Source organism: Anabaena sp. FACHB-595, from assembly GCF_048568275.1.
Taxonomy (GTDB): domain Bacteria; phylum Cyanobacteriota; class Cyanobacteriia; order Cyanobacteriales; family Nostocaceae; genus Trichormus.
Genome location: NZ_CP183473.1, coordinates 1,485,435 through 1,499,538, shown reverse-complemented (window position 1 = coordinate 1,499,538; position 14,104 = coordinate 1,485,435). Strand labels below are relative to the sequence as shown.

Sequence of the window (14,104 nt, the reverse complement as noted above, 5' to 3'; positions counted from 1 at the left end):
TAAATCCATTCCACCCCAAACTAATTTAACTCAACTGTGCCACCAGTTGATTTTCTAGCAAAGTATCATTAGTCAATAAATCTTCAACGGTGATGCGTAAAAAGCGCTGTTCATCAACTTGAAACAAGATTTTAATACGATCGCTCCCCGGAAATCCTGGTGGTGTGAGTTGGGCTATAGTTCTTGCGCCTTCTTTATCGTTGAGGGGTTTAACGCTGGTGACACCGGTATCTAGGCGGCGGGTAATTAAGCGATCGCCATCAAAATATACTTCTGTTCCCCCCGTCTCTGTACCTAGTTCACCCAAGATTAATTCAATACTTGATTGATTCTCCAAAGAAGCGCCTAAAACCAATTCTACTGGCTGATTCATGGGGTAGCCTTGCCCAGCCTTAATAATTGAATGCCAACTGTGGCGTTGATTGCGACGATCCCAATAGCGCACACCATAACTGTGGTAGAGAAAGTCTTTGATTTCTACACCTTGAGATAGTTGCAATGCACCTTGAGCGATCGCCTCAAATGGTTTTTCACAACGGATTTTCTCTGGCTGAAAATATTGCTTTACCCATGTCTGCACTGCGGGTAGTTGTACTGTACCACCAACTAATAACACTGCATTAATATCTGCTAGTTCGATTCCTTGGCGGCGTGCTTGTTGTAATAAATTAGCCATTGCATCATCTAACTGCTCAAAAAACCCATGTTCTTTGAGGATGCTTTCTAAAGTATCCCGATTTAATTCCAATTCGTAACTTTCAAAGTTTTCATCATCAAAATAAACTTCACTGGCTTGGTTTTGGGCTGATAGTTGAATTTTTATCCTTTCTGCTAGTCGCGTTGTTAAAGGGCTTATCCCTAGCCCTTGAGTTTTGGCAAAGTAATCTACTAACCAATTATCAATATCTGTACCGCCTAAATTCTGCCCGGCTTTCGCCAATACACGGGCAGTTTTGGTTTTTTGTTTAGATTCTTCTGCTAGGGATTTATTACCCCATTTGAGTAAGAATCCTACAGGTTTTGTATTTGTTTGGGCGCTTTTATTTAACTGGACGAGGGATAAATCTAATGTCCCGCCACCAAAATCAACTACTAAGAGAATTTCTTGGTCTGCTAAACCATAACCCAAGGCGGCGGCTGTGGGTTCATCTAACATCCGCACTTGTTCCACAGGTAGGGCTTGGCAGACTTGACCTAACCAATAACGATAAGCTTCAAAGCTATCTACAGGTACTGTTAATACTAGGGAATCTAAACCGCCTTCTAGGGGTGCTAGTTGTTGAATAACTTCGGTGAGGAACCATTGTCCGACTTGTTCAAAGGTGACAATTTGCCCGTCTAGTTCTGGTAAGAAGCCTTGGATATCTGCCCCAATTCCTCGTTTGAAGCTGCGAAAGAATCGGGTATCACCTTTGAGGTCAAGACCGCGATCGCGTACTTGTTGCCCTACTAAGATTTTACTTTGGTTGGCATCTTCTACGTAAACCAAGCTGGGAATTAGTGGGGGATTGAGGCTTTGCTGGATGGATAAGCCTGGTAAGGTGATGGTTTCTGGTTGTTGGGTGACGGGGTTCCAACGAGCAATTACGGTGTTACTTGTACCAAAGTCAATCGCGATCGCCATATTCTTTTATTATGTTCGCGCAAAAACGCAAAATCACAAAGTGCTTTTATATCAAAGAACTATTGTCCCATAAGCCACCATGAGCGCAAGTGGGCGATCGCTACTTCTTTGTGTTTGGCTTCGACTTCTATCCACGGCGCTTGTCTATAGATGTTGGGCATATTGGTGATGAGATTGCTGTGTTTGCGATCGTTGAATGCTTGTTCGCCGTTGGAAATATGGACTAGTTGCCATTCTGGGTTTGTCCAGGTTTCTCTGGCGGCGTAAAACATGGCGGCGACGCTGGGATGATCGTAGCTATCTAGGTTTTCGTGGCAAATTTGGTGATGGGCATCGAAGACCATTGGTATTTGCGCTTTTTGGCACACGTTGAATATTTCTTCGGTGCTGTAAGCGTATTCGTCGTTTTCTAATGTCAAACGGCTTTTGATGTTTTCTGGCAGGTTGGAGATGACTTTGATTAGTTGTTCACTACGTTGAGATTTACCGCCGTGAATGTTCATCAATGACCAAGGAGAACGAGGTAAGCCTAGTAAGTCGAAAGTACGGGCGTGCCGTTCTAAGATTTTGATACTAGTTTGGACGATTTCGGGAGAGTCGGAACTGAGGACTACATATTGATCTGGGTGTAGTACCATTCTGATATTGAGAGCTTGCGATCGCTCACCAATTTTCCCCAAATCAGTGCTAATTTCTTCTAATATATTGCTCCCAATTTGGTCTTCCATATCGCTGAGGGGAAATAAAGCTGAGGAAATGCGATACAGGCGAAGATTGTTTTCCTGGCAAAATGTGAGGGCATCATGTAAGCACTGCAAGTTATGCAGATATATTTCTCTTAAGCTGCTTTCACGTTGAGCGAGAGAAAGTTTTAAATACCGTGTGCGCGTCATTGTCCGAAAGCGCACTTTTTTATCAAATGTAATGCAAACCAGTCCTAACTCTGGTTGAGCGTTTTTTCGTAACTGTGCCGTTTGAGGCAGGTCGTTTAACTGGGTTGCAGTCATTGAATTATCTATTGTTACCACTGTTTTATTACACTTATTTTTCTCAATGGGTGGATAGTATCTAAAGCCTCAGCTTGGAGAAGCTATGAGATATAAATTTTGTACTCGCACAGTAAAAACATCTAGCTGTGGATAGAAAACGTTTATATACAAATCAGTTTTTAACTATAGGAATCCGATTTGATTTCTGTTGGCGTAGCCTGCGCTGACGCATAAAATTCTCAGTATCTGTAGGGTGGGCAATGCCCAACGCCACTTGCTCCAAGCCGGGAAACCCTTCCAACGCAGTGGCTCCCCTACGTGTATTTCAAAAATCAAGTAAGAGTCCTATAGTCAAATATATTTTTTTGATAAACCAAGAAAATTCATAAGTTGTGAAACCTCAGTCTGACAGGCGATTCATAACAACAGAACTAAAGGGTGAATGTCAAGATAATTAGATGTACCTTTTGGTAGTGCTGTCAAGTTTGTGAAATATTTATTAATATAAGTGTATCACCTAAAATAACGTACACACAGCAGCATTTTTGTCAACAGTCACAAACTGTACTAACAAAACAATAGGGGAATATGAAAGACCAACAACAATCGGACTCTAAAGAATTTGTAGGTAACCTCAAGAATGGAATCTGGCTGTTTGGCCTTTCCTCTTGGGTATTTGGCATTACTGACCGCAGTATTGCTTCCTTTGCTGATGGTTATCTATCTGCATTGGATTTAACGCAACTTTTCACGGCTGCTACATTCTTCGTCGCCTGGCTATTTTTGAAGCCAACTTCTAAAGTTTAATCAGCTTGGAGTGGTTCACAGGTAGAACTTGTATGAAAAATCCGTTTATAAAAAAGGTAACTCTGAGTTTTCAGAGTTACCTTTTTTTGGCTTTTAATTAACAGAAGACATTAGGCAAACGCGGCGGTTTTCACGTCGTTATTTGCCAAAATTTCTTGCAACTCATCGGCATCTACGGTTTCTTTATCAACCAGCATTTGCGCGATTTGGTCGAGGATGTGGCGGTTATTTACCAACACTTCTTTAGCACGGGTGTAAGCTGTTTCTACTAATTTGTGAACTTCTTCATCAATAGCAGCTGCTGTTTCTTCCGAGAAATCGCGCTCTGACATGATGTCACGACCGAGGAACATATTGCCTTGCTGACGACCAAGGGCGACAGGGCCGAGTTTATCGCTCATGCCAAATCGGGTAATCATCTGACGCGCTACACGGGCTACTTGCTGTAAGTCATTGGAAGCACCTGTGGTTACTTCTTCTTCACCAAAGATGATTTCTTCAGCGATGCGACCACCCAAAGCTACGGCCATCTGATTTTCCAGATAAGCACGGCTGTACAAGCCTGTATCCATGCGGTCTTCGCTGGGGGTGAACCAAGTCAAACCACCGGCACGTCCGCGAGGAATAATGCTGATTTTTTGTACTGGGTCATAGTCGGGCATCAATGCACCAACTAAAGCGTGACCAGCTTCGTGATAAGCTACCAAAACTTTGCGTTTTTCGCTCATTACCCGGTCTTTCTTCTCTGGCCCAGCCAACACGCGGTCAATTGCGTCGTTGATTTCGTCCATCGAAATTTCGGTCAGGTTGCGCCGTGCGGCTAAGATAGCAGCTTCGTTCAGCAGGTTGGATAAATCTGCACCTGTAAATCCGGGGGTACGACGAGCGATTTTATCCAAGTCCACATCCTTAGCCAAGGTTTTACCACGGGCGTGGACTTTGAGAATTTCGCTACGTCCAGCGTAGTCGGGACGGTCAACGACGACTTGACGGTCAAAACGACCGGGACGCAACAAGGCGGCATCAAGTACATCGGGACGGTTAGTAGCAGCAATAATAATGATGCCGGTATTACCTTCAAAACCATCCATTTCGGTGAGTAACTGGTTGAGAGTTTGTTCTCGTTCATCGTTACCACCACCTAAACCAGCACCCCGTTGACGACCAACAGCGTCGATTTCATCGATGAAGACGATACAAGGAGCATTAGACTTAGCTTGTTCAAATAAATCGCGGACGCGGGACGCACCCACACCAACGAACATTTCCACAAACTCAGAACCAGAGATGGAGAAGAAAGGTACGCCAGCTTCCCCGGCTACTGCACGGGCTAGGAGGGTTTTACCTGTACCTGGAGGCCCTACTAACAATACACCTTTAGGAATTTTCGCACCGACAGCAGTAAAGCGATCGGCATTTTTAAGAAAGTCTACGACTTCGTTTAGTTCTAATTTTGCTTGGTCAATCCCCGCAACATCACCAAAGGTAACTTGGGTTTGTGGCTCCATTTGCACTCTGGCTTTGGATTTGCCAAAGTTCATGGCTTGGCTACCAGGGCCACTTTGAGCGCGACGGAGTAAGAAGAATAAGCCCACCAAAAGCAATACAGGGAAAAATAAGCTGCTTAAAGCCTTGAACCAAAATCCTTCATCGGTTTGTGGCAAAACAGTAATATCAACGCCTCTTGCAGTCAGAGTATTAATTAATTCTGGATCGTTGACTAAAGTAACAAGTTTTTTACTAGGGTCATATTTGGGTGTAACCAGTGCCGTAGAACGGTCTGCACTCAAACTAACTCTTTCTACTCTGCCTTTTTCAACTTCTTGAATAAACTGGCTATAGCGCCATGATTCCCGACTTTGGGGTTGTTTTTCAAAAAAAGCTGTGCCAAGCGCAATTACAACAATAAATAGCAGCGCGTACAGCCCCGCATTTCTCCATCTTTTATTCACCGAGGTTTATCCTCCCGTATTTTTGTGCGTAGGGCATTATTAGAATTATGTTAACTTATCTTAACCTATACCAAAATGATACATCTGTCATGCTAAGAATAGTTTTCTGAGTTCCTGCAAACGTGGATGGTAGGGATCATATTGTAACGATTCTGTGGGTTGGTAAACGGTATGTATGGGAATAACTTCCACCACACTATTAGTGTAGGCGATCGCTTCAAAACCGTTGACTAGCTCTGATGTCCAAGGTTCCTCCTGCACCGTTTGTTGATGAGTTTGTAGCCAGTGAATTAGCTGCTGTCGTCCAATCCCCGGTAAAATTCCCTCTGTTAAAGGTGGTGTCCACCAAGTCCCATTCTGCCATCCCCAAAGGTTGCCTGTGGTGGTTTCTAGCCAATTTCCGACGGTATTCACTAAAATTGCTTCCTGTGAATCTAGCTTTGCCGCATGGGTTTTAGCCATCCATGCACTCAGATAGTTACCAGTTTTATGAGAAGGCAAACTACGATATATTTCTGGTTCAGCAATGGTGCAAGATACGCCATGTTTTTGGATTCCTAATAAATTCTGGGGTAAATACCTGCCAATTATCCATTCCCTACCATCAGGAAAGATGGTGATTCTGAGAACGGGGAAGTTTGTTAAAAGTATTTCTGCACCTTGGCGGATACGATTCCAGTCTGGTTGTTCCCAAGCAAAAGATTGGATAGAGGCGTGGAGGCGATCGCAGTGTGCTTGCCAATTAGTTAAAGTATGATCGAGAGAATGGCCATAAACTCGCAGTGTTGTAAAAATAGTTGTCCCATAAAGTAACCCAGGATCATAGATATCTAACTCCAAGGTTTGGGAATTAATTAGTTTACCGTTGTACCAGAACATCTTGGGGGTTGGGGATTGGGGACTGGGGACTGGGGACTGGGGATTGGGGACTGGGGTGCAAAGAAGAATAAAACTATTGAGCAATTACCAATAACTAATCTTGTGGTGGAAACATAATCCTACCAACTCCTTCAGGACTAATAATAAACTTTCCTCCCAATTTTTCGATTTCACTAATCGCTCTTTTGCGTGTTATATCATCTACTTGATTATTTAATATCATTGCCCAAGTAGAAATTTGTGCATATTTACTGTTAGGATTTTGTTTCAAAAAATTAGCTGTCCTTAAAGATGTCAGGGCTGTATTTTTGCTTTCTTCATCTGTATAGTTACTAGCCCAGCTTGCGGCGGTGGCAAAAGACTCTTGAGCGGCTTGAGCGTTTCCTAGAAAAAGTAACTCATCAATTCCTTTGAAGCGCCATACGTGATACGACTTTTCAGGAAGCTGAGGTTTTAGGGACTTTAAGCCTTTTTCCATGAGTGCAATGGATCGTTCCGGCATAGCAGCATAAAGAGAAATACTAGTGGAAAGACTAATATAAACGTCTAAAAATCTTGGATCACGTTCTATAATTATTTCAAAATATTCTGGACTGAGACTGTAACCTGTTTTAGCTCTGATTTCTTCATCACCAAAGTATTGTAAAAAATTTAAATATACCCAATTAGCCATTAAGTTATCGTAGCCAAAACTGGGTGTTTTTTTGAGTAAATTGAGTCTCAGGTTTTCTGCTTGAATATCTGTTTCCAGCGTTGCTAGAGAAATGTCTTGTTGATTCTTCAATAACTTTTGTAGTCTGGGAGATTGTATCCAGCTAATGGTTAAAGCACATAAGCAGACTACACAAGGAGCAAGAATAGATTGACGAGACAGTATCATGATATTTCTAGTTTTCTTTTCTATAAGTAGTCTGCCCGTAAAAATATTTAACTTTATATCAGGTTGATAAAAGAATACAAGCAAGATTTTTTTAGGGACGGTCGTAAGCCTATATACTCATCCGGATGTTACAAAAATTAGGGAAAATTAGTATTATTTTTAGCTTGCTGTACGCGTAATTTAGCAGGTGCTAATGCTTCCCTACGCTAACGGCACTCATCACGAGCTTGATCCCACGATACCAATCCAAGATAGGATGGACGTTGATTTACGTATTTTTTTACATAATGCTTATGAAGCGCTATTGGTCACGTCTGCTTGCCCTTGTCCTAGTTGTAGCTATTGGTTTAGTAGGCTGTGGTAGTCCAGATAGTTTAACAGGTGATTATCGCCAAGATACTTTGGCTGTCGTCAACACGTTGAGACAAGCTCTAGAGATAACAGAAGATTCACCAGACAAAACAGCACTCCAAGCAGAGGCTCGGCAAAAAATCAATGATTTTTCTGCTCGCTATCAAAGGGTTAACTCTGTTTCTGGTCTGAACTCATTTACAACTATGCGAACAGCTCTCAACTCTCTAGCTGGACACTACAGTTCTTATCCGAATCGACCTGTACCCCAAAAGCTCAAAAGTCGTTTAGAGCAAGAGTTCAAACAGGTAGAATCAGCACTAAAACGGGGTGCTTAACTATCCACTATCTTAGTTTGCACAGTCAAGAGTCAAAACTAGCGGCTCTTGACTAGAACAATTGAGAATTGGAAATTCCAAATTTATCAGATATTTACAATATTTATTGCTGACTAAGCCAACAAATATCCCGTTGGTAGGATGTTGTTGCATAGGTAGTTTTAATAATTTTACAGAATACAACATTTGATTACATAAACATAGGTTTTAGTATTCAAGCGGCAAAACTTTTTTCTGGCGCATAAAATTTGATACATATTCATCCCAGTTACCTAAATTGGGATGAAGTTTGATTTGTCCTTTTGATGTCCAATATGTCTAACCGTCCCTTGAGTCATGTGAAACTAAGATTACTTTGCCGACAGCTAGTAATAACAACTTTCAGTAGTAGCCTTTTACTTCCCTATTTGGGAATAGAACCAGTCCAGGCACAGGTTACAGAGTTTTGCCAGATATCACCAACAGCAGCACAAACAAAAGAAAAGCTGCGTTTATCAGCGCTCAAAGGCAATCAAGATGCCAGAAAACGCTATCAGGGACTAATCAAACAACAAGCTCAGGAATTACAAAAATGTCGTAGTCGCACATGGCCGAACGTCCAAGCTCTATGGTTACGTTTATATCCTTGCGATATGAAACCAGGGGCTATAGATCAAATTATGGATCGGATGGTTAATCGCGGCTATAACGAAGTTTATCTAGAAGTATTCTACGATGGGCGAGTATTGTTACCCGCCTCTGCTAACCCGACAGTTTGGCCGTCTGTAATTCGCACAAAAGGCGCAGAAAAAGTTGATTTACTAGCTACAGCAATTCAAAAAGGCCGACAACGGGGTTTAAAAGTCTACGGTTGGCTATATACGAATAATTTTGGTTATAATTATGCACTGCGGCGAGATAGGGAAGGTGCGATCGCTCGCAATGGTAAAGGCCAAACTAGTCTATACGTTGTCGATAATGGGTCTCAAGTCTTCATTGACCCCTACAACGAACAAGCAAAACGCGACTACTATCGCATGGTGCAAGAAATAGTCCGCCGTCGTCCAGATGGTTTGTTATTTGACTATGTGCGTTACCCACGACAAGCAGGTAGTAATTCTATCGCTACTAAAGTTGCAGATTTGTGGTTGTATACAGAGGCTACCCAAGCCGCTTTATTTCGTCGCGCGCAGAATCAGAAGGGGTTGGAGTTAATCCGCCGCTTTTTGAGCCAAGGTTATGTCACCCCAGCAGATATCAACGATGTTGATCGACTTTATCCTCAAGAGGGTGAACCTATGTGGCAAGGTCGTATTATAGCGCCACAGCAAAAGTCATTACTGACACCCACAGCCAGACAACCAATTTTACAAATGGATTTGTGGCTATTGGCGATCGCTCATTCCATGCAGGGTATTATAGATTTTGTCTCTTTAGCTACCCACCCAGCCAAACAAATAAATATTCCTACTGGTGTGGTCTTCTTTCCTGAGGGTAATCAAACCGTAGGACAAGGTTATGATTCACGCTTGCAACCTTGGGATAGGTTCCCTAATTCCTTACAATGGCATCCCATGTCTTACGCTACCTGCGGCAATGTCAATTGTATTGTGGAGCAAGTACAGCGAGTCTTAAGCATGGCTCAACCAGGGACAAAGATTATTCCGGCGTTAGCGGGGAACTGGGGAGAATCGGTCAGTAATCGTCCTCCCCTAGAAGTACAGATGCAGGCACTACGACCATTTGCATCTAAACTCAAGGGTGTGAGCCATTTTGCTTATTCTTGGCAGTATCCAGAACATGATAGCGATCGCAAATCTTGCCGTTAGTCTAAAATAGATGAGAGCAAAACTCCAAACCTGTACTAATGAGTTCACATCCATTGTTGAAAATCGATATTTCTCAACTCAGTGTTGCAGTAGAGGTTCGCTCCCCCTGCTCCCCCTGCTCTTTGCTTTCACCCCCGCCAATCACCTAATTGGGTAGCTAAGAAATAGCGTACATGATCAACAAACGAAACTCCTGATTGTCTAGTTCCATGTCCCATACCAGGGACGATATAACAATCACCATCGGGGAATTTTTGCGCGCAAGCACGAGCATCTTTTATTTTGACAATGGAATCATTAGCACCAATTAGAAAACGGACTCGACGGTGTGACTCGACTTGTTGAATATAGTTCATGGGGTTGCAATCCCAAGCATATTCGTCTTGGTATTTGAGATTTTTGGTTAATCGTAAAAGGTTGAATAAAGGGGCTAAATCTGGCTGTAATCGTTGCAATAATGATTCTGCTAAACCACCCAAGGGAGAGGCTGCTAGGTCAGGTAAAAATGGACGACCCCAACTTTTAGCAAAGGATGGGAGGTCAGCATGACCAATGGTTCCGAGTAATCTATCCCCTAAACTATTAGCGGTGAAAGCGTATGCAGACAGCAATACACCCATACTCACCCCAAATAATGCCAGTCGTGAGTCAGTGAGTCCGTAGCGATCGCCACAAAATTCTCTGATTTTGCCAATATCACGGGCGGTGGTGCGAAAGATAGATAAAAATAGTGCAGTATCAAAGGGAATACCTCTGTCTATCAATGGCTTAATTTCGTTCTGTACTAAGGTTGTGGAGGTGCGTACTAAACTACGTTCCCCTGACAATGGTGGATCAAATAAAGCTACAGCAATGCCCATTTCTATCAGTATAGGGACAATAAAAGCATTCCAACCATAGGGCGCACACATCCCTTGCAAACCAATAACTAGCGGTGTTTCTTGTCTTGGTCGATGATGAGGAAGAAATACAGCGACAGGGAAGCCACTTAAGCGCTCATCAATATCGGCTACTCCAGTATAAGGAAAAGGTTCATCGAACCAATAGCGATCGCCACTCACACCATTAAAATTAATCGTATCTGGGCTATAAATGGTCATAAGTAATTCAAAATTCAAAATTCAAAATTCAAAATTAAAGATATTTTCAGACAGGGATTTAAACCCCACCTGAAAATGATAATAAATATAGGTTTGGTAGGGTGCGTCAGTGCGATAGAACCTAACTATACTTAGAAATTATTCATACTGACGCACCCTAAGTTGTGGTTATCTTTTAATCTACAATTCCCTAAAACCAATTACCAATTACCTATTACTTCGTTTCCATCCAGTTTTCCCCTGCACGTACATCGACCACTAAAGGCACACTTAACTTAACGGCATTTTCCATTACTGATTTAATTTGTGGTTGTAATTCTGCCCATTCTTGGGGAGGAACTTCAAAGACTAATTCATCGTGGACTTGTAACAGTAACCGCGCCTGATATTTCTTGAGAACTTCATGAATCTGCACCATTGCAATTTTGATAATATCAGCGCTAGAACCTTGAATAGGAGCATTAGCAGCTGATCGCAATAACCCAGCATCATAAGGGCCGAGATTTTTTAATTTGCTTAAATCAATATCTTCAGGTTTACTACCTTTTAACTTACGCAAACTGTTGTTAGTAAAGTCAAAATACCGCCGCCGACCAAGTATAGTCTCAACATAACCAAGAGATATCGCTTGTTTTTTCACCCCTTCTAAATAAGCAAATATTTTGGCGTAGCGTTCGTTAAATCTTTTAATAAATTCATTCGCCACATTTTTATCTATTCCCGTTGAACGAGAAAATTTTAAAGAACCCATGCCATAAATCACACCAAAATTAATCGTTTTGGCGATTCTGCGCTCATCTGAGTTGACATCCTCTTTTTCAAAAACCAATTTAGCCGTGACTGTATGAATATCTTCATTCTGCTGATATGCCTGCACTAATAATGGTTCTTGACTCAAATGAGCCAAAATTCTTAACTCAATTTGTGAGTAATCAGCCGCCGCCATCAACCAACCTGATTCTGGTAAAAATGCCTTACGAATTTGCCGACTAAAAGCTGTGCGAATGGGGATATTTTGTAAATTAGGATTAGATGAAGATAGCCTACCAGTTGATGTTGCTGTTTGATTAAAATCTGTATGTACTCGTTGAGTATCCGGACGTACTAATGCTGGCAAGGCATCCACATAAGTAGACTTTAATTTAGATAAAGTACGATACTCAATAATGGCATTAACAAAGCCCGTGTCATCAACTTCTTGGAGTTTCTCTAAAGTTGCTGCATCTGTAGAGTAACCAGTCTGAATCTTCCGCGAATATTTAGTACTTAATCCTAATTTTTCAAACAATATATAACTCAATTGTTTGGGAGAACCTAAATTAAATTTTTCTCCGGCGAGTTCTGTTGCTTGTTCCTGTAATTTAGCTAAATCTATTTCTAATTGTTGGGATAGTTCATGCAGATAAGCAGAATTAATCCGGACACCAGTATATTCTACTGTTGCTAAAACCGATTCTAGCGGCTGTTCTACTTCCCTGAGCAATTTATCCAAATTTGGAGTTTTTGCCAGTTCTTCCCGCAATTTAGCTACAAGCTGGAATGTGGCATAAACTTGTAAACAACAATAATTAGCTACAGCAGAGATATTTATATCCGCGATAGTTTTACCTTTAGGAACTAAATCTACATAATTTTGAATTGTCAACCCCAAATAACGCTGAGTAAGGTCAGTTAAATTATGGCTAGTATCTGGATTCAAAACATAACTAGCCAACATGGGATCAAATACAACGCCAGTTAAATTAATTCCTTGAACTAGAAAAACTAAACGGTCAAATTTGGCATTTTGAAAAGTCTTCGGATAATCAGCACTTTCTAAAATCGGACGCAGCGCCGCAAGGACAATATCCTGATTTAAATTTTCCCCTTTTGTGTGAGCCAGGGGAATATAAGCACTAGCATCAGTTTCAGTTCCCCAGCAGCAGCCAATCCCCACCAAAGCCGCATCCCGTGGTTCTAAGGCACTAGTTTCTGTGTCCCAAGCAACGGGAGTTTCCGGGTTGGTGAATTGTTGTAATATCTGCACCAACTCTATGAGTTTGGCTTCAGTATTAATAATCCGTGGTTGAATTGGTGAAGCTGGTTGATTTTGTTGGATTGCTTGTGTTTCTTCAGCAGTGTAAAAAGCAATATCATCATCTTCAAAGTTAGTAGTTTCTATCGCCGATGTTTCTGTTTTTGGTGTTTCTACAACTGTGCCACCAAAACGTAGCTGTAGGTCGTTGATTTGGGATAAGAAACGAGTAAATTCTAGTTTTTCTAAAATAGGAATAAGCAGGCTTTCATCAAATCCTACTAACTTACAATCTTCTAAATTAACTTCTAACGGTACATCTACAACTATCTTTGCCAAAAATTGCGACTTAGCCGCGTCTTCTTTTCCTTCTGCTAGTTTTTTCTGAGTCGCGCCTTTAATTTCATTTAATGCTTTGTAAACCCCATCAAGGGAACCATAGGTACTCAGTAGCTGGACTGCGGTTTTCTCCCCGATACCTCTCACACCGGGAATATTATCTGATTTATCGCCACAGAGGGCTTTAAAATCAACAACCTGAGTAGGTAAGACACCCAATCTTTCTTTAACTTGTTCGGTGCTAACTTCCGTAATGCTGTTGGTAGAACGTTTGAGCGCATCGGGACTGAAGTTTAAGACAGTGATTTCTTTTTCGGGATCTACTAGTTGAAATAAATCGCGATCGCCTGTCAAAATCTTCACCTTATATCCCTCGGCGGTGGCTTTTTGCGCTAAGGTTCCCAGCACATCATCAGCCTCATAACCAGGGGCTGTATAAATCGGTAGGTTAAAGCCTTCTAGTAATTCGTGGAGATTTTTTAAGTCGGGGACAAAATCCTCTGGTGTTCCGGGGCGATCGGCTTTATAGGTATCGTCGGCTTCGTGGCGGAAAGTTGGTAGACCCAAATCAAAAGCGATCGCCATTGCTTGCGGTTGTTGTGTAGCCATGACTTCCAGTAAAGACTTTAGAAAGCCAAAGCAGACACTGGTAGGAATACCTGTCTTAGTACGCAACCCACCATCCCGTCCTTTAGCAAAGGCAAAGTATGAACGGAAGGCCAGGGAGTGTCCATCTACAAGGATGAACGTGGGGCGTGTAGTAGTTGTAGTTACAGTAGGAGAGTTTTCAGACATAGCCTTATTTTAGCCAAAAGCTTTACGCAAAAAGCAGTACAAAAAATGGATGGTGCTGAGTGCTGAATCATATACCTAATTCAGCACTCAGGACTGAAAATATTTACAGACTATTTACAAGCCCTACGAAGAATCTGTGACACTCATGTAAGCTTGGATTAATATTTATCAAAGCTTTTCAACGCAACATATTTAACACACAGAAAAGCCTACTTGTATCAATACCTG

General features: G+C 41.8%; 10 protein-coding genes. 3 read left to right on the top strand and 7 right to left on the bottom strand.

The annotated features are described in order from the left end of the window. Positions 1 to 25: 25 nt before the first annotated feature. Entirely contained in the window at positions 26 to 1,624 is a 1,599-nt protein-coding gene (locus ACN222_RS06270) for an Hsp70 family protein (protein ID WP_010995436.1), read from the bottom strand. A 59-nt stretch (positions 1,625 to 1,683) separates the two neighbouring features. Continuing rightward, positions 1,684 to 2,631: a UV DNA damage repair endonuclease UvsE gene (uvsE, locus tag ACN222_RS06265; protein WP_044520855.1), complete on the bottom strand. Its 948-nt coding sequence runs from the start codon at positions 2,629 to 2,631 to the stop codon at positions 1,684 to 1,686. A gap of 570 nt (positions 2,632 to 3,201) precedes the next feature. Between uvsE and ACN222_RS06260 the strand changes: the two genes are divergently transcribed. Further along, positions 3,202 to 3,420, top strand: coding sequence for a hypothetical protein (locus ACN222_RS06260; protein ID WP_010995434.1), 219 nt, complete (start codon positions 3,202 to 3,204; stop codon positions 3,418 to 3,420). Between the two features lie 110 nt (positions 3,421 to 3,530). On the opposite strand, the gene ftsH3 is transcribed toward ACN222_RS06260, so the two are convergent. The 3 genes from ftsH3 to ACN222_RS06245 all read right to left on the bottom strand — a co-directional run bounded on the left by ftsH3 (position 3,531) and on the right by ACN222_RS06245 (position 7,131). Next, positions 3,531 to 5,372, bottom strand: a complete 1,842-nt coding sequence (gene ftsH3 / locus ACN222_RS06255; RefSeq protein ID WP_010995433.1) for an ATP-dependent zinc metalloprotease FtsH3 — start codon at positions 5,370 to 5,372, stop codon at positions 3,531 to 3,533. An 87-nt stretch (positions 5,373 to 5,459) separates the two neighbouring features. Next, on the bottom strand, positions 5,460 to 6,251 hold the full coding sequence (locus ACN222_RS06250) for an aminotransferase class IV (RefSeq protein ID WP_010995432.1): 792 nt from the start codon (positions 6,249 to 6,251) through the stop codon (positions 5,460 to 5,462). A 94-nt stretch (positions 6,252 to 6,345) separates the two neighbouring features. Beyond that, on the bottom strand, positions 6,346 to 7,131 hold the full coding sequence (locus tag ACN222_RS06245) for a hypothetical protein (RefSeq protein WP_010995431.1): 786 nt from the start codon (positions 7,129 to 7,131) through the stop codon (positions 6,346 to 6,348). Between the two features lie 287 nt (positions 7,132 to 7,418). On the opposite strand from ACN222_RS06245, the gene psb27 reads away from it, so the two are divergent. Both psb27 and ACN222_RS06235 read left to right on the top strand, forming a co-directional pair. After that, positions 7,419 to 7,820, top strand: coding sequence for a photosystem II protein Psb27 (psb27, locus tag ACN222_RS06240; protein ID WP_010995430.1), 402 nt, complete (start codon positions 7,419 to 7,421; stop codon positions 7,818 to 7,820). 314 nt (positions 7,821 to 8,134) lie between these two features. Further along, positions 8,135 to 9,628, top strand: coding sequence for a family 10 glycosylhydrolase (locus tag ACN222_RS06235; protein WP_126987364.1), 1,494 nt, complete (start codon positions 8,135 to 8,137; stop codon positions 9,626 to 9,628). A 128-nt stretch (positions 9,629 to 9,756) separates the two neighbouring features. Here the strand turns inward: ACN222_RS06235 and ACN222_RS06230 are convergent, their stop codons facing one another. Continuing rightward, a complete protein-coding gene (locus ACN222_RS06230) occupies positions 9,757 to 10,728 on the bottom strand; it encodes a hypothetical protein (protein ID WP_010995427.1) in 972 nt (323 codons plus the stop codon). A gap of 214 nt (positions 10,729 to 10,942) precedes the next feature. After that, the gene (polA, locus tag ACN222_RS06225; RefSeq protein WP_010995426.1) at positions 10,943 to 13,876 is read right to left on the bottom strand and encodes a DNA polymerase I; all 2,934 of its coding nucleotides are present in this window, start codon (positions 13,874 to 13,876) and stop codon (positions 10,943 to 10,945) included. Between the last annotated feature and the right edge of the window lie 228 nt (positions 13,877 to 14,104).